Annotated in this window: 23 protein-coding genes and 1 pseudogene; 7 read left to right on the forward strand and 17 right to left on the reverse strand. The window is 38.4% G+C overall.

Features of this window, described 5'->3' with window-relative positions; translation table 11 throughout:
* Positions 1-151 precede the first annotated feature (151 nt).
* Positions 152-643, forward strand: a complete 492-nt coding sequence (locus tag ACE1CC_RS06345; RefSeq protein WP_413269626.1) for a DinB family protein — start codon at positions 152-154, stop codon at positions 641-643.
* A gap of 79 nt (positions 644-722) precedes the next feature.
* Here the strand turns inward: ACE1CC_RS06345 and ACE1CC_RS06350 are convergent, their stop codons facing one another.
* The 3 genes from ACE1CC_RS06350 to ACE1CC_RS06360 form a co-directional block, all read right to left on the reverse strand.
* Positions 723-1,430, reverse strand: a complete 708-nt coding sequence (locus ACE1CC_RS06350; RefSeq protein WP_413269627.1) for an LmeA family phospholipid-binding protein — start codon at positions 1,428-1,430, stop codon at positions 723-725.
* An 8-nt stretch (positions 1,431-1,438) separates the two neighbouring features.
* Entirely contained in the window at positions 1,439-1,957 is a 519-nt protein-coding gene (locus ACE1CC_RS06355) for a DUF29 family protein (protein WP_413269685.1), read from the reverse strand.
* A gap of 97 nt (positions 1,958-2,054) precedes the next feature.
* Complete coding sequence (locus tag ACE1CC_RS06360; protein WP_413269628.1) at positions 2,055-4,028, reverse strand: ABC transporter ATP-binding protein/permease; 1,974 nt, start codon at positions 4,026-4,028, stop codon at positions 2,055-2,057.
* Between the two features lie 51 nt (positions 4,029-4,079).
* Here ACE1CC_RS06360 and ACE1CC_RS06365 point away from each other — a divergent pair, with 51 nt between their 5' ends.
* Positions 4,080-4,460: a hypothetical protein gene (locus tag ACE1CC_RS06365; protein ID WP_413269629.1), complete on the forward strand. Its 381-nt coding sequence runs from the start codon at positions 4,080-4,082 to the stop codon at positions 4,458-4,460.
* Positions 4,461-4,573: 113 nt separating this feature from the next.
* On the opposite strand, the gene ACE1CC_RS06370 is transcribed toward ACE1CC_RS06365, so the two are convergent.
* The 3 genes from ACE1CC_RS06370 to ACE1CC_RS06380 all read right to left on the reverse strand — a co-directional run bounded on the left by ACE1CC_RS06370 (position 4,574) and on the right by ACE1CC_RS06380 (position 5,735).
* Complete coding sequence (locus ACE1CC_RS06370; RefSeq protein WP_413261869.1) at positions 4,574-4,792, reverse strand: type II toxin-antitoxin system HicB family antitoxin; 219 nt, start codon at positions 4,790-4,792, stop codon at positions 4,574-4,576.
* Positions 4,789-5,010, reverse strand: a complete 222-nt coding sequence (locus tag ACE1CC_RS06375; RefSeq protein WP_413261868.1) for a type II toxin-antitoxin system HicA family toxin — start codon at positions 5,008-5,010, stop codon at positions 4,789-4,791. The genes ACE1CC_RS06370 and ACE1CC_RS06375 overlap by 4 nt, the downstream gene beginning before the upstream one ends.
* Before the next feature lie 101 nt (positions 5,011-5,111).
* A complete protein-coding gene (locus ACE1CC_RS06380) occupies positions 5,112-5,735 on the reverse strand; it encodes a class I SAM-dependent methyltransferase (protein ID WP_413269630.1) in 624 nt (207 codons plus the stop codon).
* Positions 5,736-5,847: 112 nt separating this feature from the next.
* Between ACE1CC_RS06380 and hemH the strand changes: the two genes are divergently transcribed.
* Positions 5,848-7,011, forward strand: coding sequence for a ferrochelatase (gene hemH, locus ACE1CC_RS06385; protein WP_413269631.1), 1,164 nt, complete (start codon positions 5,848-5,850; stop codon positions 7,009-7,011).
* Between the two features lie 65 nt (positions 7,012-7,076).
* Here the strand turns inward: hemH and ACE1CC_RS06390 are convergent, their stop codons facing one another.
* Positions 7,077-8,726, reverse strand: a complete 1,650-nt coding sequence (locus ACE1CC_RS06390) for a cyclic peptide export ABC transporter (RefSeq protein ID WP_413269632.1) — start codon at positions 8,724-8,726, stop codon at positions 7,077-7,079.
* Positions 8,727-8,764: 38 nt separating this feature from the next.
* On the opposite strand from ACE1CC_RS06390, the gene ACE1CC_RS06395 reads away from it, so the two are divergent.
* Complete coding sequence (locus ACE1CC_RS06395) at positions 8,765-9,772, forward strand: glycosyltransferase family 2 protein (protein WP_413269633.1); 1,008 nt, start codon at positions 8,765-8,767, stop codon at positions 9,770-9,772.
* A gap of 70 nt (positions 9,773-9,842) precedes the next feature.
* On the opposite strand, the gene ACE1CC_RS06400 is transcribed toward ACE1CC_RS06395, so the two are convergent.
* On the reverse strand, positions 9,843-10,982 hold the full coding sequence (locus tag ACE1CC_RS06400) for a glycosyltransferase (protein WP_413269634.1): 1,140 nt from the start codon (positions 10,980-10,982) through the stop codon (positions 9,843-9,845).
* Positions 10,983-11,124: 142 nt separating this feature from the next.
* Here ACE1CC_RS06400 and ACE1CC_RS06405 point away from each other — a divergent pair, with 142 nt between their 5' ends.
* Positions 11,125-11,589, forward strand: coding sequence for a SitI3 family protein (locus ACE1CC_RS06405; protein ID WP_413269635.1), 465 nt, complete (start codon positions 11,125-11,127; stop codon positions 11,587-11,589).
* Here the strand turns inward: ACE1CC_RS06405 and ACE1CC_RS06410 are convergent.
* Together ACE1CC_RS06410 and ACE1CC_RS06415 are read right to left on the reverse strand one after the other, a co-directional pair.
* The gene (locus ACE1CC_RS06410) at positions 11,586-11,849 is read right to left on the reverse strand and encodes a type II toxin-antitoxin system Phd/YefM family antitoxin (RefSeq protein WP_413269636.1); all 264 of its coding nucleotides are present in this window, start codon (positions 11,847-11,849) and stop codon (positions 11,586-11,588) included. The genes ACE1CC_RS06405 and ACE1CC_RS06410 overlap by 4 nt on opposite strands.
* A gap of 76 nt (positions 11,850-11,925) precedes the next feature.
* A pseudogene (locus tag ACE1CC_RS06415) lies at positions 11,926-12,804 on the reverse strand (Glu/Leu/Phe/Val family dehydrogenase); the annotation flags it as partial.
* 96 nt (positions 12,805-12,900) lie between these two features.
* Here ACE1CC_RS06415 and ACE1CC_RS06420 point away from each other — a divergent pair.
* The gene (locus ACE1CC_RS06420) at positions 12,901-13,473 is read left to right on the forward strand and encodes a DUF4126 domain-containing protein (protein ID WP_413269637.1); all 573 of its coding nucleotides are present in this window, start codon (positions 12,901-12,903) and stop codon (positions 13,471-13,473) included.
* Between the two features lie 47 nt (positions 13,474-13,520).
* Here ACE1CC_RS06420 and ACE1CC_RS06425 read toward each other — a convergent pair whose 3' ends face one another.
* Together ACE1CC_RS06425 and ACE1CC_RS06430 are read right to left on the reverse strand one after the other, a co-directional pair.
* The gene (locus tag ACE1CC_RS06425) at positions 13,521-14,018 is read right to left on the reverse strand and encodes a NirD/YgiW/YdeI family stress tolerance protein (RefSeq protein ID WP_413269638.1); all 498 of its coding nucleotides are present in this window, start codon (positions 14,016-14,018) and stop codon (positions 13,521-13,523) included.
* Between the two features lie 156 nt (positions 14,019-14,174).
* Positions 14,175-15,107: a hypothetical protein gene (locus ACE1CC_RS06430; protein ID WP_413269639.1), complete on the reverse strand. Its 933-nt coding sequence runs from the start codon at positions 15,105-15,107 to the stop codon at positions 14,175-14,177.
* A gap of 202 nt (positions 15,108-15,309) precedes the next feature.
* Here ACE1CC_RS06430 and ACE1CC_RS06435 point away from each other — a divergent pair, with 202 nt between their 5' ends.
* On the forward strand, positions 15,310-16,134 hold the full coding sequence (locus ACE1CC_RS06435) for a nucleotidyltransferase (RefSeq protein WP_413269640.1): 825 nt from the start codon (positions 15,310-15,312) through the stop codon (positions 16,132-16,134).
* Positions 16,135-16,431: 297 nt separating this feature from the next.
* Here the strand turns inward: ACE1CC_RS06435 and ACE1CC_RS06440 are convergent, their stop codons facing one another.
* The 5 genes from ACE1CC_RS06440 to ACE1CC_RS06460 form a co-directional block, all read right to left on the reverse strand.
* Positions 16,432-17,661: a cupin domain-containing protein gene (locus ACE1CC_RS06440; protein WP_413269641.1), complete on the reverse strand. Its 1,230-nt coding sequence runs from the start codon at positions 17,659-17,661 to the stop codon at positions 16,432-16,434.
* Between the two features lie 16 nt (positions 17,662-17,677).
* Entirely contained in the window at positions 17,678-17,929 is a 252-nt protein-coding gene (locus tag ACE1CC_RS06445) for a hypothetical protein (protein ID WP_413269642.1), read from the reverse strand.
* Between the two features lie 194 nt (positions 17,930-18,123).
* Positions 18,124-19,686: a CHASE3 domain-containing protein gene (locus ACE1CC_RS06450; RefSeq protein ID WP_413269643.1), complete on the reverse strand. Its 1,563-nt coding sequence runs from the start codon at positions 19,684-19,686 to the stop codon at positions 18,124-18,126.
* Positions 19,635-20,309, reverse strand: a complete 675-nt coding sequence (rppA, locus tag ACE1CC_RS06455; protein ID WP_413269644.1) for a two-component system response regulator RppA — start codon at positions 20,307-20,309, stop codon at positions 19,635-19,637. Before rppA ends, ACE1CC_RS06450 begins: the two co-directional genes overlap by 52 nt.
* 18 nt (positions 20,310-20,327) lie before the next feature.
* Complete coding sequence (locus ACE1CC_RS06460; protein ID WP_413269645.1) at positions 20,328-22,706, reverse strand: dynamin family protein; 2,379 nt, start codon at positions 22,704-22,706, stop codon at positions 20,328-20,330.
* Between the last annotated feature and the right edge of the window lie 106 nt (positions 22,707-22,812).

Here is a 22,812-nt window from a genome sequence, read left to right on the forward strand (position 1 = left end):
ACAGCTTAACCTTTTCTGTAGCCTAGATCACACCGTATTTTTACGTATGATACAAGTAAAGTATTTTGACAGTCAATAGGCATTTATTAATTTAGGGAATTTTAATAGACTTCTTAAATAAATCCTGTGTATTTTTTTACTAAAAAACAATATGTTACAAAAACACTTCCAAATGCTGGCGCGTTACAATACTTTGGCGAATCGCCGCATCTACGATACTTGTGCGTTGCTTTCGGATGCTGATCGTAAGCGAGTCAGACCTGCATTTTTCAAAAGCATTCATGGTACGCTGAATCATATTATGGTGGGCGATCGCATTTGGTTAACGCGCTTTGCTGGAAAAGAAACTCCTTCTGCTGGACTGAATGCAATTTTATATGAAGATTTTGCCGAATTAAGTGCAGCAAGAACATTAGAAGATCAACGTATAGAAAATTTTGTTGCTAATTTAACCCAGGAGTTTATCAAAGGTACGATTAAATATGTAAATAATCAGGGTAAATTGTATGAAGATCCGGTTGAGTTGTTGATTACTCACTTTTTTAATCATCAAACTCATCATCGCGGACAAATTCACGATATGCTAACTCAAACGGAAATTGCGCCGCCAGTTTTGGATATGCACAGAATTATTAACCCTTAAAAGATATCGATAATAGGTACGTTGTTGCGCTTTAGCGCTAATAAGAGCGCTGAAGCGCAACAACGTACTTTAACGTACTTTATGGAGATGGAAATTGATCGATGTTGGCGTTAGCTTCTACTGTGACTTTACCTGCTACAATCTCTATTTTTTCAATATTAAAGGTTGTACCACGATTAGCAAGATCGTTTAAGCTTAAAATATTACTTACTTGTGCGATCGCTTGATTCACAAATTCTGTAGGTGGTTCTTGATTAACAAAATTTTGTTTAATCAGCACAATTGCATTATTATTTTGCTCTATTTGGGGTGTAGTAATACAAGTTACAGACTCGATTTTTTCTGCATTAATCCAGTTGAAATGAAATGCGATCGCGCCTGCTGTTGTTAAATCGCAATTAACATTTTTAAATTTGTATACTTGTTGTTTATCGTTAAATAAATTGGTCAATTCGCTATTAAGTACCGCAGTCAATTGCTCTTGAGAAACAGCAATTTTTAGCTTCCCTTCTGAGGGATGTAACAACTCAATTTTGCGGCGAATTATTTTTTGCATATCCACAGCAGAAGTACCGATATCCAACTGAAATTCTGCCACTCTCAAATTGGGTTGCATGAGAAAATTAGACATTTGAATAGTGAGTGCATCTAGTTCACCACGCCTTAATTGTTTGAGATTACATTTAATCCGAACTTGTAGACGTTCTGCCTCTATAAATCTGGACAAAACAAACTCAATAAATTTGTTAACTGCTTGTTCTCTGAAATTAGTTTTTTCTTGGTTCACAATATTAATTATCTCCTTCCTGCTTTCCAATCTTCACCACCTGAAAGTTGAGTTAAATTCTCTGCTACAATAGCAGGTAATTCCTTAACTGAGTAAGAATAAGTCAAAGCTAATAATCTTTGTGCAATTTCGATTACTTGTGCTTTGTCCACCATTTCAGTAAATTCAAATTCATTGTAAATGCCGTTAAATGCTTCTAAACTAGTTTCACGAATAGCTTCTTCAAATTCTTCTTCTAGCGTCGATTCCCACTCATCTAGTTTAATATAATAAGAGGTTTTGTTGTCTTGGAGGTTTAATTTTTTAATTTCTCTGATTGAGTTACGAATTGAATTAGCCCAAGAATTAGTTAATCGTTGTTCGACTTGATTTTTAATTAAATGAATCAACAGAATTTTGAGATATGATTGAAGATTTCGCAGAATTGCTTGCTTGCTCATTCCCTCTAATTGATCAACAATTGCCAAAGCATCTGCGTAACGTCCCTCAAGGATACTTTTTCTTAAATCTATTAGTTCTTGAGTCATGGGATTTTTGACTGGCAGTACAGATGAATCTGGAAAGAGCGATCGCACTTCACAGAGAAATAGCGATCGCTCCAATCTTAACACTCAATCAAACTAATTAACTCTCTTGAGCAGCGTACTCTTCTGCTGAGAGAATTCGCCAACCTGACGCACCATCAATTTCTAAAACTTTTTGGTGAAAAGCTAACAAACTGGCGCGATGTCCTACGCTAACAAATGTCGTTTTACCAGTGCGTATTTGTTCGTAAAGTTCAGCCTCATTTTTCAAATCTAAAGCACTAGTAGCTTCATCTAAAATTGCATAACGAGGTGCAGTTAATAACAACCTAGCGAAAGCTAAACGCTGTTGTTCTCCTAATGAAAGAACAGTTGACCAATCTAATTCAGCATCAAATCCACCAACTCTTTCCGGTAAGTCAGCAAGATTAACTTGAACTAACACTTCCCGCAGTTTATTTTCGCTAATCTCTCGACTAGTAAAAGGATACAACAATTGATCGCGCAAAGTACCAAGAATCATGTAAGGACGTTGGGGTAAAAATAGCATCTCTTCCAGTTTTGGACGTACCAATTTTCCTGTACCAGAGTTCCATAAACCAGCAATTGCTCGCAGTAAAGAACTTTTCCCCGCACCACTGCGTCCCATAATTAATAAACCCTCACCCGGTTCAACATCTAAAGACAAATCTTTTACCAATGTTTTCTGATAGTTTGGAGTTTCCAAAGTAACGTGTTCTAAAGCTAAGTGAGAATCAATTGTCATATCAATTGTAGTTGCGCCTTCGGGACGTTCTTTTGCATTTGTAATCATTGCGTCTTCAAATTCACCTAAACGATTCACACCAGCAGCAAAAGCACTCAATGATTCAAACTGAGTAACTATCACAGATAAAGCTGATAAAACCTGACCAAAAGCAAGACCTGCTTGAGCAATTGCACCGAAATCTATTTCACCAGCAAAGTATCTGGGAGCAACAACTAAAGAAGGTACAATAATTACAAAATAATTGTAACCAGTGGTAAAAAAATCCAAGTTTCGTTGCCAGCCAATCAAAATATTAAAATTTCGCAAAACTTCAACAAACCTCTGTTTTACAGAAGCAGATTCTTGAGCTTCACCTCGATAGAATGCAATTGATTCGGCGTTATCCCGGACGTGAACTAAACCATAACGAAAGTCTGCTTCTCGGCGGAGTTGATTAAAGTTAATCCCAATCAAACGTCTGCCAATTAAAATGGTAGTAATTGTCCCAAAGGTAGCGTATAAAATTAATACCAACACTAAAGGTACAGAAATTGTCCAGAGGACACCTGTAAAAGCAATCAAATCAATGATTGAACCGAGAATGATTAGTAAGAACGTAAGGGAAGTGCGAGTAAATGAGCGAATGTCTTCGGAAATTCTTTGGTCAGGGTTGTCAATTTTACTGTTATTGTTGATGTCATAATAAGTGCGATCGCCAAAGTAATCATCTAAAAATCGATTTGTCAGCCAATCTCGCCAATTAACACCTAGTTTTTCTCGCACATAGCCATAATAAACAACTATCGGTGTACCAACTACAAAAACACTGGCATAAACAAACAAAAATCGCCAATAAGTAGGCGCATCTTTTTGCGCTAAAGCCGTTTGGAAAAATCTCCCTACATAGCTAATAACTACATTTAAACCGCTGACTGAAAGCGAGAGTAACAGCAGAACAGATAATAAAGCCCAAGGTTGCCAACGCGAAATTAAATTCCGCCGATAGATGAAGAAAATAATAACTGGTGTTATCAATACAGCGATAATCACGAAAATTGCTGGAGAATTGATCAGCTTAGTAATATTTTGGGCTAAACCGGGGGCGATGCTATTAAAAAATTCAGGAAATAAATACTGACTACCTAAGCTAACAACGGCTACTGCAACGAACAAAAGTGCTGCGAGAAATACTAACAAAAGTGCTAGCAGAATCAAAAAAGTGGCGCTAATTCTACCGGAAGTAGGATACCAATAAGGCTGTGCGATCGCGATAAATCGATTCCATAGCTGACGGTCAAAACGATTAAGCTGCTCAGATCTTGTCATGTGAATTTCTTAGAATAGAAGAAAGTTATTTGATTGCTAGGAGCAAATTAAATGATACACAAATTTCGCTTACTTTGCTTAATTATGATTTTCGCATTGGTAATTATACCTGTTCAAGTAAAAGCTCAAGTATCGGTAGGTCTAGAGTCTCGTCTTGCTAGATTAGAAGCAGAAAATCTGCAACTGCGATCGCAACTTAGTCGCATAGAATCACAATTAAACCAATCCCAAGGTAGAACTTTATCCAGACCTAATTTAAGCACTCCTGTTCGTCCGCCTACTTCTGCAACAGTTCCCTATCGGGGTAGCACATCTACTTTATCATCCGATCCCCTATTTCAAAGATTATCTACTTTGGTAATAGAATTAAAGGAACGAATTCAAGTATTAGAAGCAAAAGTCGCTGCTTCTAGAACTCAAAGAAAACCGTAAAAACAAATCTTTTTATCTAGCGATTCTCATGGCTGACCAATCAAATATTAACGGCTTTGTACCACAAATAACTGTAGAAGATTAAGTTTAACCGCGCCATAAACATAAAATATTTAAGCCGCAACGGTTGCTGGACTTGGAGGGACTAAACCTTCTTCTTGGCAATAGTCGAGGTAGCTGGCGATCGCTTCTTGAGCATTAGCGATCGCTTCTTCATAAGTTTTCCCATAAGTGCAAGGTTGCATCGCCAATTTAGCAAACTCTGGCAGCGTTACCAAATATAATTGATCCTCTTCTGACCATTGAATTAATATAGTATAGCGGTAATTCATTCCTCTGATTCCTCCGCTGCAATTTTTTCTAACTCTTGAATCGCTTGGTTTAATAGTTTTTCCAAATATAAGGGTGTATCCTCACCGTCTTTAAAAGCAATGGTAATCAAAAGTTGGAGTTGCGGATGTTTCCAGTTTTGATGACTACCTTTGCCGCGCCGCTGGACAAATCCCAATCTAATCAATTCAGCTTTGTATTCCCGAATTTTCCTGGGCATATATGCCTTTACTTAATTTACATAATTTCCCATGAAGTCGCTTTAGTTGATATTTTAGCATTGTGTTGCTTTTTGTGGATGTGGAGTGCGATCGCTTTGGTTCATTTCCTAACTTGAATTACCTGCAAACTTCCACCCGCGTACAAACGTTGCTGCAACTCCTGAAAACCAAAATAACGCAACAACCCAAGCAAATCAGTATTAATTAATTCCCAAGCAGTTTCCGTTTCAAACAACCACATAAATATAGATATCGCAGGCCAAAACAGCGGATTTGTGGGAGCATGAAAATCAACTAAAGTAAAAATTCCCCCTGGTTTTAATACTCGATAAACTTGTTGTAAAATTTGCCTTAACTGTTCGGGTTTCATTTCGTGCATTGCCACACTGGTATGCACCACATCAAAAGTATTATCTGCAAAAGGCATTTCTTCGGCAAACGCTTCCACATACTCAGCTTCCGGGACATTATTTTTTGCTCGTTGCAAAGATAAAGGAGAAGCATCTAACCCTATCACATTTTGGGAATATTGCACTAAAACTTGAGTAGCTTGACCACTACCACAACAGAGATCCAAAACTTTTGTTTGTGAGTTAATACTTAGACCTTGTAAAGCAAGTTGACGAAATCGCCCTTCGCCACCCACACTCAAAGCTGAGATGCGGGAAATAGCATCGTAAAGCCATTGATACTGGTAACTCCAGTTTCGTAGAATAGTCGCCAAAACCCTTACTCCTGCAAAATTGTGTATTTATTGTTGCTAACTGAAACAATTAAAGCGATATATTGTTAAAATCGGTAACAAATATGAAAACATTAGAAAACTTGTAATCGTTATGGGGCGTACTGGGGTATTACTACTTAATTTAGGTGGGCCAGAGCAAATCGATGATGTCCGACCTTTTCTTTTTAACCTATTCTCTGACCCGGAAATTATTCGCTTGCCTTTTCCTTGGTTGCAAAAACCTTTGGCATGGCTAATTTCTAGTTTACGCTCCAAAAAATCGCAAGAAAACTACCTAGCGATCGGTGGTGGTTCTCCTTTACGTCAAGTTACAGAAGCTCAAGCAGTAGCTTTACAAGAACACTTAAAGGAAAAAGGAGAACCTGTAGGTATTTATATCGGGATGCGTTATTGGCATCCTTTCACTGAGGAAGCGATTGCTAAGATTAAACGCGATCGCATCGACAACCTAGTAATCCTACCGCTTTATCCCCAATTTTCTATCAGCACCAGCGGTTCTAGCTTCCGTCTTTTAGAAAAACTCTGGCAAGAAGACCCCTCATTAAACCGAATTAATTACACTGTAATTCGTTCCTGGTATGAGCAACCCGGTTATCTACAAGCAATGGCGCAGTTGATCGCTCAGGAACTTGACCGATTTTCTAACCCTGACGAAGTAACAATTTTCTTTAGTGCTCACGGCGTTCCCGTTAGTTACGTGGAAGAAGCAGGCGATCCTTATCAGAAAGAAATTGAGGAATGCACAGATTTAATCATGCAAACCTTAAATCGCCCAAATCCCCACGTCTTAGCATATCAAAGTCGGGTTGGCCCTGTAGAATGGCTCAAACCTTACACAGAAGATGCCATTCAAGAACTCGCTGCTGAGGGTGTGAACAATTTATTAGTAGTACCCATTAGCTTTGTTTCTGAACATATTGAAACCTTGCAAGAAATCGACATTGAATATCGAGAAATAGCCGAAGAAGCAGGTATTCATAACTTCCGTCGAGTTCCCGCTTTAAATACTCACCCAGTATTTATTGAAGCTTTAGCAAATTTGGTAGTTGGTGCTCTCAACTCTCCCAGAGTGATGCTTTCCGAAGTCACCCAAATGAAGAAGAAAGTGAAAATGTACCCTCAAGAACGTTGGGAATGGGGTTTGACTCCTTCGGCGGAAGTTTGGAATGGACGGTTAGCAATGCTTGGTTTGATCGCTTTATTAATTGAGTTAATCAGCGGTCATGGCCCATTGCATTTAGTAGGATTGTTGTAAAGCTGAATCTAGATCCCCGACGAAAGCAGAAGTTGTCGGGGATCTGGTTAGATCTGGTTAGCATTTCAGGTAAAGGCACTATCATAAATTACTTTGCCGTAGTCGAGTTTGATAATCCGATCGCCAACCTCAAAATATTGATCGTCGTGACTAATTACTAACACTAATTTACCTTGATCTCTAAGTTTGGGCAAAAACTGCGTGTAAAATAACTCTTTAAAAATTGGGTCTTGATCTGATGCCCATTCATCAAACAGGTAAATTGGTCTGTTTTCTAAATAAGCAGTTAGCAATGCTAATCTTTTGCGCTGTCCTTGGGAAAGTGCGGTGGTGGAAAGTTTACCATTTTCCACTGTTACTTTGTGGTCTAGTTGCAGTTGACGCAAATATGTTTGGGCGACGGAATCAAGATTATATTTGGCAACACCTAAAAGTCGATCGAACAAATAAAAGTCGGAAAAAACCACCGAAAAATGCTGACGATACCACTCCCGATTTGGTTGATTAATTTGTTGATTGTCTAAACAGATTTTGCCAGATTCGGGAATATAAAGTCCGGTAATTAGTTTAGCTAACGTAGATTTACCGCTACCATTACCACCAATCAGAAATACCACTTCTCCGGGTTTAAATTTTAGGTTGATTGGCCCAAGGGTAAAGTCTAGATTTTCGCGATCGCTCCCATAACCATGAGTCACTCCCTGCAATTCTAAACTATGCCAATCAAGTTTTAAACCTTGGTTAGGAGAATTAACCAATGCAGGTGTAGCTGCTTCTGCTTCAGCGTAACTAGCCAAAGCTAAACCTAATACCTCAATTTTTTTTAAAGCCACATCTGCTTTAGTTAATAAAGGCAATCTATTCACAATGATTTCCATTGGAGAAATCAAATATGTGAAAGTCAAAACATAAACTGTGACTGTTTTCGGGTTAATAGTAATTAGATTGGGTAGGAAAAACAAAACCGCACCAATGGCGAAGAAAAAGATTAATTTACCCCAACTAGCATGAACCGCAAATAGAGACAAACCCCGAAAGTTATACCTCCGAAAATTTGCTGCTGTAGCTATTAAATCTTCAACTATAAAATCTTGCCGACGCTGATAATTTAACTTTAATTCCTTGATTCCCTCGGAAATTGTCCGGAAATTATTAAATAGGATATCCTGTTCTTCACGGGCTAAAGCTAGGATTTGTCTGCCCTTTTTGAAAAACCAATTGGAACTGGAAATGGCGATCGCTAACAACACCAAAATCATCAGCAAAACTTGTGGCGACAGCCAAGTAATATAAAGTAAACACCCACCGACGATCGCTAAATTAATACAAATCAAAGGCAAACTAAACACCGCCTGAGAAATTGCCTGCACATCCTCAGTCAAAGTTGCCAGCAATCTTGGTGTTCCTAACTTTTCCAACTGACTCAACTCCGAAGCGAGGATTTGCCGACTCAACTGCAACTGCATTTGGAATACTGCATCCAGGGCTAACTTAATTAACACCACTTGAGAGAAAATACTCGTCAGCAACACCAGCACCACCAAACCCACAAATCCCCAAGGGAGCACTGCTGAGGAAGAGTGACCATTGTTACTGACAGCATTCCCAATCAAGGCTATCAAACCCGCACTACTAGCACCACTGAGAAAACCTGTGACAATAGCCAGAGTGACCATTTTCCAGGAGGAACGCAACAGAAAATAAATTATATTCATAAGAAATTGTTAATTATGTCTGCTCGAGAATATACCTGATGGAAGATTTACAAACACCATTAATGCGGAGTTTACCTAGTTTTTCGCTCGTCCTCGAAACCGAAAATTTGGCGAACGCTAATCCCAAGGACTTAGCTAAATCTCTGAACTCCTTGGCAAATCAGGAAGTTTCTCCAAATTTAGCCAACGAAGTCTTGTTGCTTGAAAGTGGCGATACCCCTCCTGAATTACTAAAAGAGCTTTGTCAACAGTACCCTTGGATTAAAGTTCACCATACCAACGTCAAGACTAGCTATTACGAAGTCAAAATGCTGGGGGCGGAACTAGTCACAGGGGAAATAGTAGTTTACTGCGATTCTGACTGCATCTACCAAAAAGATTGGCTAAAAAATATACTGACTTCCTTTACTCAGGGGGATGACATTCAAATCGTAGCTGGAGAAACCATCTCTAGGGGCAAAGGCCCTTATGGTACAGCAATGGCTTTAACCTACATTTTTCCTCAGTATTCCCACAAAAAAAGTTTAGCTAAAACATCTCAATACTTTTTGAATAACGTTGCTTTTCGCAGAGATTTTTTGCTGAAACATCCTATTCCCTTAGATTTACCCTTGTATCGTGGCAACTGTGTGATTCATGCTTATAACTTACTTGAGCAAGGTTTCACTATTTGGCAACATCCACAAGCTAAAGCTAATCATGCACCACCATCGGGAATGTCGCATTTTTTCTGGCGTTTTTTACTCATGGGTCATGATTATTTCTGGCAAAAATCTCTTCTGAAAACCGCTATTTCAACTTCGGGGAAATCTTACTCAACTTTAATGTTGGACACCAAAAGTAAACTGCAAGCTTTTTGGGAAAGATTTAGCGGTATGTTAATTAGACAACCTCTACATTTAGTTTACTTGCCTTTTGCTATCCCAATTGTAATTAGCTCTTTGATACTAATTGTAGTGGGTTATCTAATCACTGTGTTTCAGCCCAATTACTTACTGAATACTTATCAGGTAATGCAGGGAGAAGAGTTGATTTTATCAACTTAAGGGAATAGGGAACAGGGAAAATTAATCAGTTCGCTCCAGAAAAAAATCCCAGTCCCCACTCCCCATTCCATTAACTATCGCCTTGAACAATCAAACCATCTTTTTCGATTTTCAACCATCTGCCACGCCAATATATATGTTGCCCAAAAGCGCCGAGTGTCCAAACAATTAAGCTGAAAATATCTCGGAAGGGAAGTAACCACAACCAGAGTAAAACTTTTGGACAGTTCATACTAAAGATGGCAATTAATACTTGAATGTAGCGAATGATAAAAGTTATTAGGCATAGAGCGATCGCCCAATTTTCCCATCCCGATATGAACAGTAACAAAATACTATATACAGTGCCGTAACAAAACACCATCCCATAGTATTGTAAACCTCGATTAAACCGAATTGTTCTTGCCCAACGCACCTCTCTTTGAAAGAAAGACCAAAAACTTTCGCCAGTAGTATCTGACTCTAAAATATGTCGAGAAAATTCAATTTTATAACCCGCTTCTACTGCTCGTTTAGCTAAGTTATAATCCGAGCCAATGCGGCTTAAATGCAATCCCCCAAATTGTGTTAAAGATGATTTACGAGTTACCATTGTTGGGCCAACAGCAAATTTAAAACCGCGATCGATCGCTCCTGAAATTAAAGCCGAGGGAATAAAATCAAAACACCGACCAAAAGAGGCTAAAGCTGCTACTATTGTCCGAGGATTTTTGCCCACATATCCACAAGTTACTAAGCCAGTTTTCGGATCTTTTAAGGGAGCAGTGACAATACTAATATAGTCAGGAATTACTCGAATATCACTATCAGCAAAGATAATGATTTCATGTTGAGCAGCTTCTAAAAGATAACTTAAATTGCTATCTTTGTAATTGATACCTCGCGGTTTTAAACCAATTAATAGTTTAACGCGATCGGGATATTTCGCCGCCAACTCTTTTAACAAAGGAACCGCCGGATCTTCCGGGTCTAACACTCCAAAAAGTACTTCATAATTGGGGTAATTTTGCTGACAAAATGATGACCAATTCTCCCAGGCTCCCTCATCAATACCACAAACTGGTATCATCAGCGAAACAGGGTCTTCGGAAGAATTTATCACCTGTTCTTTAGGTGCAAAAAATTTGATAGTGCAGATGGCACAGGTGATGTAAAAAGCGATCGAGCCGCTAATTAAGATTAGGAGGACAATTTGAAAAAACAGCATCATGGGTTACTTTCGCTAACTATGGTAAAGTTTCCATTATAAACATTACCTGAAAAGTACATTAAGGAGAATGTAACCCGTAGATAAATACACATAAACCAGAAAAGTTGTTGAAAAAATCCTCAAATTATCCTGAGAGGTAGAAATGGCATTAAACTATGTATTAAACTTGGAAGCTAATATTAAACCAGTAGAAACTTTGCAGATAATTTCTAAATATCTTGGTCTAAAATGGCACAAAAGAGATAGTTTAACTGGCTCAGGCGTTGTTGTGTACGCAACTCAAAAAAGTCAAATAGGGCAGGAAGTTATTGCCGAAGAGTTTGGTTTTCAACCAAGCATAGTTGTAGATTTCCGTATTAATCCGAAAGATGCTTATGAAGAAGGTAAACATACTTTAATAAAAGGTACTTTGGACTTACTCGATCGTGTTCAAGGAGATGCTGTTTTGCTATTCAACGGGGAACAACCTGTACTGCAAAGAATCAATGGAAAACTTAGACTCTACTCAGGATGGGAGGCTACATTAATAAATATACTTCACGATCGTAAACTACCTTATGAACTTTATCAGCCACAATCATCTTCAACAAACATCAAAGTTGGCTAAGAAATCGCCAGTTTCTTGAGTGATTCTACAAAAGTTTCCGTACCCACCATTGACGACTGACTCAGCGCCGCTTGTGCTACTTTACCCAATGCTTTATCTTCTAATTTTGTCAACCGTTCGATCAAATGTTGATAGGTATCAAAAGACATTATCACATGGCTGGGTTGCGATCGCTGAGTGACTAAAACTGGCTCTAAACTAGCTTGCTCAAATATTTCTTCTTGGTGATTACTTGCTTCTGTGAGAGTGTAACTACGCATAGGAATAGTTAATTTTGACTTTTTTTTACTATAGCAAACTTTTAGGGAATTGAGATTATTCTTTCTTCTCCTATCTTCAACCATTCACATAATAATCTCTCGTTCCTTTACTATTAATCGCTTCCCCTAATCGATTCAACCCATGAATATAAGCAGCAGTTCGCATTGACACGCCAAACTCTTGATAAATCCTCCAAATGTTCTCCGTTTCTTCAATCATTTTTTCTTTTAATCTTTCATTTACTTCAGTCAGCGTCCAGTAAAAACCGTTGCGATTTTGTACCCATTCAAAATAACTGACGGTGACTCCACCCGCATTCACTAAAATATCGGGAAATACATAAATTCCCTGTTGTTCTAAAATCCGATCGGCTTCTGAAGTAATCGGACCATTTGCCACTTCAAAGATAAACTTAGCTTGAATTTTATGCGCGTTTTCTACAGTTATTTGGTTTTCTAAAGCGGCTGGAATTAGTAAATCTACTTCTAAAGTTAAAAGTTCCGCATTGGTCAAAACTTGATGTTCCATAATGCTGCAAACTGTACCTTCACAGTAAACAGCTTGCATTCCTTTAATAAATTGTTTACAACGGCGAATACTGGGAATATCTAAACCTTGTTTGGCATAAATTCCCCCTTGAGAATCACTTACTGCTACTACTTTATAACCAAATTTAGCGAGTAATTCGGCTAATTCTGCGCCTGCATTACCAAATCCTTGAATCGCTACGGTTGTTTCTCTGGGTAAGCGATCGAATTTTGCCATAATATTTTCAATTACATAAAAAGCGCCTGTTGCCGTAGCAGTATTTCTGCCTAAACTTCCGCCAATGGTGACAGGTTTTCCGGTGACAACTGCGGGGGTAATTTGACGTTGAATGATGCTATATTGATCCATCATCCAACCCATAATCATTGAGTTAGTGTAAACATCTGGTGCTAAAATATCTACCTCATGAATTTATCAACAAAAAAGGTTTACAATTAAGAAACATTAAGTCAAAACTTGTGTTTCCCCTTTTCGGTTAAGAGTACAACCAGAACAGAAAATATGATTGAACTCCTTGCTGCGCTTTCTGCTGCTGCTGCGGTAGGGGTAGGGAGAATTGCCCTACCATTATTGTTAATTGGACTTTTGCAAGGAGACAATCTCTGGTCTCGCGTACCGCTACTTTCCTACATTCACCCACAAGTAGTAGTGGGAATACTCACCAGTTGGTCATTATTTGAATTATTTGCTTCCAAAAAACTCATTGGACAGCGCATCTTGCAAATTATTCATCTCCTCTTTAGTCCCTTAGTGGGAGCAATGATGGGTGCTTTTGTGGCTCAAACTGCTAACTTGGATAGATGGATGATTGTACTTATTGGTGCGATCGGCGGTTTACTAGCTTTAGTGTTGCAACTTGTACAAATAGGATGGTTTTTTCGCCTTCGGGGTTTACCCCTTTGGGTAGTTTTTATCCAAGATGCTTTATGTGTAGTTTTAGTGTTACTAGCCTTTGACGCACCCACACAGGGAGGATTAATTGCCATGATCCTACTTTGGCTGGCAATTCGCAGTTCTGGAGAATGGTATCGCTGGTACAGAAAGCAGCATCCTCCTAAGAATCACCCGGATTAGGAGCAGGGGAGCCAAGTATGACAATGCTTTCGCCTAAAATAAATTGATTAATCATCTCGATTTTCCCAAGGAGGAGGGCCTGAGCGATCGCGAATTTTGATTTGTTCGCCGTTGGCTCTAATAATCTTAAAAGCCTCAATTTCATCATCATCAAATTCACCGATAACTGTTAGCCTTTCACCCGGAGAAACGTTAATTTTTTTCCACCAACGAGGGCCAGGATCGACAATCAATTCACCTGTGCCATCATAGAGGGTAAACTCATTGCCAACCACACTTTTAACTGTGCCGGAAATAGTAATTTCGGAGTAATTTTGCTGTAAGGTGGCGATCGTAATTGGTGTTTGAGTATTTCCCGAAAATTCTATGTTGCCAGTTTTTATCGGTGTCGGAGTAACTGGAGTAGTCACACCTGATAACTCAGAATTTGAAGAAGAAATTTCTTCGATTTGAGGTGGATTTGGTGGTAATTGCAAACAACCTGCAAGCAAGCTTAAGCAAAAACTATTAACAGCCAAAATGAAGGATTTTTTGAGGTTTGACATAAGCAGTATTCTCACTATTTAGGGTAGGGGGTACGGGGTAGGGGGTAGGGTGTAGGGTATAAGGAAAAAATATTGGACAACCAAAGAGAACTTTTCCCCTTTAAGCCTGACTCTTTTCCTTACCCCCTACACCCAAATTCATCCTAATAATAGTACTTAATCTTGTCCAGGCACGCGGATTTGTGTTACTGAACCATCAGCTTTAGTAATAGTAAAAGCATCAAAATCATCATCATCTAACTCACCAAATACTGTCACCTGTTCCCCCACTCCTAAATTAAGGCGTTGTCCCCGCTCAAGGTCAGCATCAACTAATACTTGCTGATTTCCAGTAGAGAGAATAAATTCATCATCAAAAACTGCGGTTACTGTTCCTGAAATATTGCTAAAACCAAAAGGAATGCCTGGATTTATGCCAGGGAAAATTGGATCGAGCAGAGTTACATTTGTGGGATTATTTAATATAGCGAAACTTGCTGCCATTTTTTGCACCAGAAGCGGATTAGAAAAAGTACTTCCCATTCTTCCTTCTTTTGCGCCAAACAATCTGTAGTGTTCCCATCCACTAGTGAAAAATCCATTGTCTTTAGCAGCTTTTACATCAGGATTTGTTGCCAGATAAAAATTATCGTCAAATAATTCTGGCATTCGTCCTTCTAACACACCGTACTTGAGAAAATGATCTAAAGGATTCATTCCAGCAGCAGCTACATCAGAATGAAGATTTAAATATGTTGCGCCATCAAACCACTGTCCTGTAAGTGAATCAAAGGAAGAATTAGGATTTTGATTTGGTTGGTAATTTCCCAAAACTGGCGAACCGTCAGCCCTAGAAATGGCGAAAGTATCTACTTCAAAACCATCCCATTCGGCAACAACAACATTCACTTGTTCGCCTGGAATTAATCCTAGTTGACTAGCTCTTAATGGTTCGGGATCTATGATAATTTGTCCGCTACCATTGCGCTGTAAAATAAAGTCGTCGCCATTGTCTACAAATCCGATAATTGTTCCTGATATGGTCATTCCTGAATGCAGACTGTTAAGATTAAATCCAGTATTTTGTTGAGGTAAATTTACGAAATCCATAGTGAAGTTGCTGTGTGTGAGTTACTGATTGATGCTTGTGGTGAAGGCGATCGCAGATGAAACTTGACTCGCTCTTCAGCTTTCATTTATTAAGATAAAAGGAGAATATTTCAGAAAAGTGACAAGTGAATCAAGTAACATTTATGGTTATCCCATAAGATAACTATTGATGGATCGTTAACTAGGGAGAATGTTAGCCAGTATGAATGCTATTCTTAAAACAGGTGATTTATTAACAACCGATTCCCAAGGATTTATCATTAATCCCTGTAGTTTTGAAAAAATTTCCCCACCTTGGACAGAAATTATTGCCGATCTGAAAACCGCTTATCGAGAAATTTTCGGCAAAAAACTACATAGTATATATCTTCGAGGTTCTGTTCCCAGAGGAAAGGCAATTTCTAGAGTTTCCGATCTTGACAGTTTAGCTGTGATTTCCGGCAATTTAGAGAAGTCGGAATTAACAAAAATTCAGCTTGCTTGCAGAAAAATTAAACATCAATATCCGTTTTGTAAAAATGTTGATTTTCTCTGTGTTAGCTACAGAGAAATTATTGAATCAGAATCTATTTTAAAAATGTTAATCAAAACCCAAAGTTTATGTATTTGCGGTGAGGATATAACTCTGGTTTTTCCTAATTATAAACCAGGAATTGAGATGGTAAGCCATGCTTTTGAGTTAGCCGAAGATCTGAAAATTTTACAAGATGAATTACAGTGTTTGGGAAATAACAATATTTTTTATTCTAAGTTTATTAAAGATCGCTGTGCTTGGATAATGAAGCGGATTGTTAGGACGGGTTTAGAATTAGTAATGTTAAGAGAACAGGTTTATACTAGAGATTTATATCCTAGCTATCTGTTATTTTCTAAACATTATCCAAATCAACAAAGATATATGAGAAAAGCTTTAGAATTGGCAATTAATCCTTCTGATAATTTGGCGGGGTTGTTGATATTTTTAAGGGAGTTTGGCAGTTGGTTGGTTGAAGAAATTGATATTGTTTTTGCTGATTATAAATGTTGAAGAATAGATCCCCCCTAATACTGCTCGGTTAAGCAAATTTGACTCTGTAGGGGCGAAGCATTCGGGCAGAAAATCTAGGGTTTAAGCAATAAATTGTTGCCCGAATGCTTCGCCCCTACCCAAAACCCGAGCAGTATTGAGATCCCCCCTAACCCCCCTTAATAAGGGGGGAACAGGATTTAAATTCCTCCTTGGTAAGGGGAGGAACTAAATTTATTAAAGTTCCCCTTGAGAAGAAAGAAACTACATTTAAAGTCCCCCTTGGTAAGGGGGATTTAGGGGGAGCGACAACTTAAATTAGTTAGTTAAACTATCTGTTTCTACAAAGATAATTCCTGCCATGACTAACTGAGAAAGTAGGGGGATAGCTTCAGCTTCTAAGTCTAAGTCGGGTGCCCATGTTGCTAAGTCAAACAGGCTGAATTTGTGTCGATTAAAGATATTTTCAACTAATTCTAAAGGGACTCCTTTTAATGAGATTACTTGATTGTTAACTGTGATGTTGTATTCTCGATCGCTAATTTCTTCAACTCTAACTTGCTGATATTTGGGGCGGGTAAATTGGGTATCAAAACCCCGATCGAAAATCCCAAAACCTGCTTGAAATGGCAATGAGTATTTAGCTACTTGAGGAGTTAAAGTATTTAAGCGATCGGCATATTTTTTGCTCGCTTCCCGATCTTTCAAATAACCGATTAAATTACTAATTAAATCTTCTACTTTCTCCTGCAACTGAGCAGTATTTCCTTCCTGAATAATTGGCAAATTTTTGCGCCATTCTGACTCATTTAATAATTCATCAATTAACCAGTTTAAGAAATCAATTCCTGTGTGACAATCAATTCCTAAAGTTAAATGTAAAGAAGGTTGCTCTAAACTTAAAGCATAATGCCAATGTCCGCGAGGAATGTAGAGTAAATCGCCAGGATTAAGTATAACTTTTAAATATGGCGATTCGTCGGGTGGTAGCTGTTCATCAGAACGATTTTCTGGCAAGGGATACTTTATTGTATCGGAAAAAAGGTACCATTCTTTTGTGCCATGAATTTGTAAAATAAAAACTTCGTGGGTGTCATAGTGACAATCAAAACCTTGTTGTTCTGGGGGAGAACAATACAAATTAATCTGGGTTTTGTGACCAATTTCTGCATGAATAGCAGTGGTAAATTCCGCGAGTTCTGGTACTAATTCATCTACCCGATCGATAATCATTGTCGCTCCTTTTTGGAAGTGCTTTAACCAATTTTCCCCAGTTGTTTCGGGTAAGGTTTTTCCGTCCAATGAGAAGCGAATTCCGGGATAGGTAAGTTTGTGAAAATTGAGCAGGTAATTAAGTTGTTTCCACGAAAATAAATGCTGGAATTTTTCCTGATTTGGCTGGGATATAACAATGCCTTGTTTTTGCCAATTTTCTGCAAAAAACTTATCCTTTGGGTAGGGCTGAAGTAGGTAAGATAGAGTTTGCATAAAGATGACGATCGCATTTTGTACTTTAAAGTTTTGAGATGGACAAATTGCCCATCTCATGTTAAATTTGATTCAGTTAGCGGCGACGACGACCACGACCACGATCGCGATCGTAATCATTGTTAAAATCTTGATTATCACGATTAGATAAGATAATTTCTCTGGGATTTCTTTGGTTAATCTCTCTAATTTCCATCTGCATTGTTGCTCTTTCAACTTGCGAGTTACGATCGGAAGTACTTTCTAATGTGGCAGCGTTAGTAAATCCGGGAATCAGCAAGTGAGAATTTGCAGCCAGCAGCAAACTGAGTAGTGTTTTTGGATTCATCGTTATTTCCCTTTTTCTTGCTAGTCAACTGTTGTTAATTATCAAGTTACAAAGGAAATGTGACAAAAAAATGACGCACTCAAAAACATTGTACGTAGTTGCGCTTCAGTGCTAAAGAAAGGCGCTGAAACGCATTGTACGTAGTTGCACTTCAGTGCTAAAGAAAGGCGCTGAAGCGCAACTACGTACCTTTTTTACAGCGATATTCTAATTGTGAAGGTCGATCCTGTTCCTAAAGTGCTTTCGGCGCTGATTTTACCACCGTGAAGTTGCACGATTTGTTGAGCGATCGCTAATCCTAAACCAAAACCACCCGTCGTCTTTTGTCGCACTCGATCGACTCGATAAAAACGCTCAAAAATATGCGGTAAATCTGCTGACGGTATTCCCATTCCACTATCTTTTATTTGTAAGCAAACTTCCGATAAATCTGTAAATAAGCGAATGGTAATATTGCCTTGTTCGGGAGTATATTTACAAGCATTCTGCACTAAGTTAAATATTGCTTGTTCTAACAAATCCGGTGCTGCTTTAATTAACACAGGATTTTCCGGTAAATCCCAAATAATCTTTAAGTTTTTGGCGGTTATTTCTGAATGACAGCGATCGACAATTTGCCAAAGCAACTCATTTAAATTAATCTCCGTCACTGTTTCCGGTAACTTTTCGTAGCGAGCTAAAAATAATAAATTAGCAATTAAATTACTAATTGATTTCGTTAAATCGACAATTTTTTCTAATCTTTTTCTCGGCTGAATCGAGTCTTCATGAGGTGCTAATAAACCAACTTGAGCATTACTTAAAATTGCTGCGATCGGGGCACGAAGTTCATGAGAAGCATTAGCTGTAAAACGTTGTAATTGCTCATAAGCATTTTGTAACTTTTGTTCAGCTGCTACTTGAGCTTCTAAAGCTGCTTCTAGTTTCACATTACTTGCTTGTAAATTCCCTCTTTCCCAAGCCAGTTCTCTTTCCAAGCGCGAGAATAAATGAACTGTTAAAAAACCACCAAGAATTCCGATTAATGTCAAGCTAAATAAAGTTATCCAACCTAGAGTTTGATAAAAAGCTAAATGTTGTTTTCTCACTCGTAATAAACGTTCTTCTTCCGCCTCAAATAAAGCAATTTTGTTTCTCGCTGCATCCATTAAAACTTTGCCTTCTGCTAACCAATCATACAATTCGCTGTAGGAAAAGCGCCCTTGCAAAGGAGATTGATAATATTCATCTTCATCAATTTCTTCTCGTTCTTTTTGTTCTCTACTTCTCCATCCTCCGGGTACAACTTTCGCATCCATTTGCGCTAACTTTCTGTCCATTAGCGTCAAATTTTGCTGAACTAAAACTTGAATTTCTTTAATTTCTTTGGATTGATGAGGATTATCAGAAACTAGTAATTGCAGCATTTTTAAGTTTTTGGGAATGTTAGCGATCGCCTGACTGTAAGGAGCTAAAAAATCTGGTCTTCCCGTCATTGCATAACCGCGCATTCCCGTTTCTGCATCGATTAAACCAGCAACTAAACGCTTAGTTTCTAAACGCACTCTTTGCGTATGTTTTACCCAAGCTTCATCTTCTACCAAGCTAATTTTTAACCAACCAAAAGTTACCAAAGTGGCAATTAAACAGCTAAAAGGAATAGAAATAATTAACAGTCCGCGTTGTTTAACTGGTATCTTTTTCCAAAGATGATAATATTTAATCATCATTGATTTGGCTGGAGACGATAACCCATTCCATACACCGTTTCTATCCATTCGGAAGCACCAATATTTTGCAGTCTTTGTCTTAGTCGTCGAATCAAAGTTGTTACAGCATTACTTTCTGGTTCTTCTCCCCATTGCCAAAGATTTTGTTCTATTTGATTGCGCGTTAAAATTTGATTTGGATGGCGCATTAAGTACTCTAACATTTGAAATTCTCGCACCGAAAGTTGTACAGTTTTTCCTCCCCGTTCTACTGTCAAATTAGTTAAATTTAGTTGTAAATCAGCTAATTTTAGTGTATCACCTGTCCACAAAGGCGATCGCCTCCCCAACGCCCGCACTCTCGCCAACAATTCAATCACATCTACAGGTTTTACCAAATAATCATCAGCGCCAGCGTCTAAACCTGTGACTTTATCTGCGATCGTATCTTTTGCTGTTAGCATTAACACTGGCGCAGTTTTCCCCATTTGGCGATAATAGCCACAAAGTTCTATACCGCTAATTACGGGTAACATCCAATCTAAAATTAGCAAATCATAGTCTTTTTCCGAAATTAACCACTTCGCAGTTTCACCATCTTCTACTCCATCAACTAAATGTCCAACTTGAGTTAATGCTACCGCTAGAGGTTCTAATTGTTCTGCATCATCCTCTACTAGTAAAATTCTCATTTTTCATCAAGACTTGTGCTATTCATTAGCAACTAATTCTTGCATATATTTGAGATAAACATCAGCTTTCTTCACCTGTTCTTTAACTTCGGGAACTAATGAATTAAGCGCTTGAATTAACTTAGTTTTAGCTTCAATAGAAAGCTGTTGGTCTACTTGCGCTTGTTTTAAACTATTGCGGTAGTTATTCAAGTAAGCATCTAAATCATTAAAAAAGTCATCAATCCTTTGCTGAAAATCTTCATCCAAATATTGACTGATTCCGTTTTTAATGTCATTAATTCTTTGGTCAATCAACTTGTTAATCTCATAAATTATTCCTTGCAAAGAAACAGTGTAAAAATTCTCGGTTTTATGGGGTCTTTTGACTTTCTCGGTAATTTCAAAAGGAACTAACCACAGGAAATGCAAAAACGATCGCTTCGTCCTGACTACTTCACTGTAACCTTGATCGATCGTCCGAGTATGGCGAATTACTAAAGGTTTATTTAAATCAATATAGTAATCCGAATGAAATCTGAGATTAGGCAAAGAAAGATTCAAATTAAAATTTTCATTCAATCTTTCCCTAGCTCGTTCTATAATTGGTCTGGTTTGCTCATCTAAGAAATTCATCATTTTTTGCCGAGCTTCATCAATTACTTGACCAGTATTTTCTTGCACTTTTTCTAATAATAAATCTACTCGGCGCTTGGCATAAGATACAGCTAAGGCGGCGAATTCTTCCGCTTCCCTTAAAGTAGTAAATTCCATTGAACTCAGTCGCTTCGACTCAGTTGCTACTTCTTGTTTTTGTTGCGATATCCAGTTAGCGAAAATCCTGCCAGTTGTGCCACCTTTCTGAACAAAATCACCAACTTGTTGCTCGTCTTCCAGCAGATATGTTTCTACACTCAATTTGCCTTCTTGTTGCAACTTTTCTAAAATACTATTCAATTGTTCCTGCAAATCACTTTTGATTTGTTCAATTTCTTGTAAACTGTTACGGCAGTTTTCAATGCTATCAATATCTTCATCTAATGCTGCCACTTCTAAACGCAGTTTATCCCCATCTTCATTAATCGCCCGACTGCGTAATTGTGTATCTTCTAAAAGTTCTAACAACCGACCTTTAGCGATTTTCAAAGAAGAAGTAATACATCTGGGTGCTGCTTCGGTCATTAAAGCATTGACTGCATTAGTTAAAAAGGCATCAAAGCCAGATTTATTCCACAGTTTTTCGGCTTTCTTTTTTAGTTGGGCGACTGTAGTTTCTTGTAATTCTTCTTCCCAGTCTAAAGGAAAAACATCTTGAGCTAGCGATCGCGCCGTCTTCAACTGCATCACATCCGCACCCGGATTTTGCTGCGCCTCTCCCAAAAAATTAGCCGCAGAAAACGCCCATCTTGCCGAAATTTCAAACACGCGATCGTTCTGTGCCCCTTCCCCAATCCCGAACTCAGCTGCTACAAATTGACGCACCTGTTCGGGAGTCATATCCCCCTCTTTCCGCTGATCGACCTTATTCACCAAAACATATAAATTATCCTTTCCCCGCAATTCAATTACCCGTTCTACATCCTTTTTAATCTCCTCTTCCGCCTTCGTATTTAACTCCGTAAAATTCAGCACAATTAAAATTACCGAACTCGCCTGTAATTGTTCGGCAACCACATTTACCAGCTTTAAATTTTCCCCCGCTTCATTCGGCCCCGGAGTATCCACAATTACCAATTTACCAGCAATATCTGCTTTTTCTGTAATTCCCGATCGATAAAAAGGAGTGTAAATTCTTGGTACATCCATCAGCGATTGCAAAGGATCGGAAAGCGGATCTAAAACACTACAAAGGCGAATAATATCATTCAAAGCCCGTAAACTATTAATAATCGACAACCGACCAGAAATTTTGCTATCAATAGCAATTCCTGTCATTCCCTGAATTTTTTCCGGCAACTTTGCTAAGTGCGGATATTGCGCCATTCTTTCCTGCACTCGGCTTAAACCTAACTCAGCAATTTTGCGCTGTAAAGCCGAAAAAGTATCACGAAAGATATCTTGAATTTGAGGAGTTAAAATTAAAACTGGCTCGGCTAACTGCGGATCGAAAATGATCTCCGTAGGCAAAGTCGTCATTGCTGCATTGCGACTCGGCAATAATTCTTGACCAACAATAGCGTTAATAATCGTAGATTTACCCGCTTTCATCGGCGCAACTATTGCCATTCTCAACTCCAAATCTGAAACATTCCGAGTCGCATCTGCGACTTCGCGTTGAAACTTAGCATACTTTTCACTAGCACTATCCGAACTCAGCGCCGTACTAACACGATGTAATAACGAACTAACTTGTCCTAACAGACCAACAGCATTTGTTTGCAAGCTCTGCATATTAGCTTTTTGTACGTAAGCAACCATGAGACTCACTCCCCCGAAAAATGTCTAACCGAAAGAAAACGTTCTGATTAAAGTTAGATTTTTTTATTTTGTCTGAAACTCAACTATATCTAAAAAAACTCCTGTT

It is taken from the genome of Floridaenema aerugineum BLCC-F46, assembly GCF_041929345.1.
Lineage (GTDB): Bacteria > Cyanobacteriota > Cyanobacteriia > Cyanobacteriales > Aerosakkonemataceae > Floridanema > Floridanema aerugineum.

What these genes read in the sequence shown, in the direction of transcription:
- ACE1CC_RS06345 (WP_413269626.1), top strand. Translation starts at nt 152, where the DNA reads ATGTTACAAAAACACTTCCAAATGCTGGCGCGTTACAATACTTTGGCG.
- ACE1CC_RS06355 (WP_413269685.1), bottom strand. Translation starts at nt 1,957, where the DNA reads ATGACTCAAGAACTAATAGATTTAAGAAAAAGTATCCTTGAGGGACGT.
- ACE1CC_RS06360 (WP_413269628.1), bottom strand. Translation starts at nt 4,028, where the DNA reads ATGACAAGATCTGAGCAGCTTAATCGTTTTGACCGTCAGCTATGGAAT.
- ACE1CC_RS06365 (WP_413269629.1), top strand. Translation starts at nt 4,080, where the DNA reads ATGATACACAAATTTCGCTTACTTTGCTTAATTATGATTTTCGCATTG.
- ACE1CC_RS06370 (WP_413261869.1), bottom strand. Translation starts at nt 4,792, where the DNA reads ATGAATTACCGCTATACTATATTAATTCAATGGTCAGAAGAGGATCAA.
- ACE1CC_RS06375 (WP_413261868.1), bottom strand. Translation starts at nt 5,010, where the DNA reads ATGCCCAGGAAAATTCGGGAATACAAAGCTGAATTGATTAGATTGGGA.
- hemH (WP_413269631.1), top strand. Translation starts at nt 5,848, where the DNA reads ATGGGGCGTACTGGGGTATTACTACTTAATTTAGGTGGGCCAGAGCAA.
- ACE1CC_RS06390 (WP_413269632.1), bottom strand. Translation starts at nt 8,726, where the DNA reads ATGAATATAATTTATTTTCTGTTGCGTTCCTCCTGGAAAATGGTCACT.
- ACE1CC_RS06395 (WP_413269633.1), top strand. Translation starts at nt 8,765, where the DNA reads ATGGAAGATTTACAAACACCATTAATGCGGAGTTTACCTAGTTTTTCG.
- ACE1CC_RS06400 (WP_413269634.1), bottom strand. Translation starts at nt 10,982, where the DNA reads ATGATGCTGTTTTTTCAAATTGTCCTCCTAATCTTAATTAGCGGCTCG.
- ACE1CC_RS06405 (WP_413269635.1), top strand. Translation starts at nt 11,125, where the DNA reads ATGGCATTAAACTATGTATTAAACTTGGAAGCTAATATTAAACCAGTA.
- ACE1CC_RS06410 (WP_413269636.1), bottom strand. Translation starts at nt 11,849, where the DNA reads ATGCGTAGTTACACTCTCACAGAAGCAAGTAATCACCAAGAAGAAATA.
- ACE1CC_RS06420 (WP_413269637.1), top strand. Translation starts at nt 12,901, where the DNA reads ATGATTGAACTCCTTGCTGCGCTTTCTGCTGCTGCTGCGGTAGGGGTA.
- ACE1CC_RS06425 (WP_413269638.1), bottom strand. Translation starts at nt 14,018, where the DNA reads ATGTCAAACCTCAAAAAATCCTTCATTTTGGCTGTTAATAGTTTTTGC.
- ACE1CC_RS06430 (WP_413269639.1), bottom strand. Translation starts at nt 15,107, where the DNA reads ATGGATTTCGTAAATTTACCTCAACAAAATACTGGATTTAATCTTAAC.
- ACE1CC_RS06435 (WP_413269640.1), top strand. Translation starts at nt 15,310, where the DNA reads ATGAATGCTATTCTTAAAACAGGTGATTTATTAACAACCGATTCCCAA.
- ACE1CC_RS06440 (WP_413269641.1), bottom strand. Translation starts at nt 17,661, where the DNA reads ATGAGATGGGCAATTTGTCCATCTCAAAACTTTAAAGTACAAAATGCG.
- ACE1CC_RS06445 (WP_413269642.1), bottom strand. Translation starts at nt 17,929, where the DNA reads ATGAATCCAAAAACACTACTCAGTTTGCTGCTGGCTGCAAATTCTCAC.
- ACE1CC_RS06450 (WP_413269643.1), bottom strand. Translation starts at nt 19,686, where the DNA reads ATGGATAGAAACGGTGTATGGAATGGGTTATCGTCTCCAGCCAAATCA.
- rppA (WP_413269644.1), bottom strand. Translation starts at nt 20,309, where the DNA reads ATGAGAATTTTACTAGTAGAGGATGATGCAGAACAATTAGAACCTCTA.
- ACE1CC_RS06460 (WP_413269645.1), bottom strand. Translation starts at nt 22,706, where the DNA reads ATGGTTGCTTACGTACAAAAAGCTAATATGCAGAGCTTGCAAACAAAT.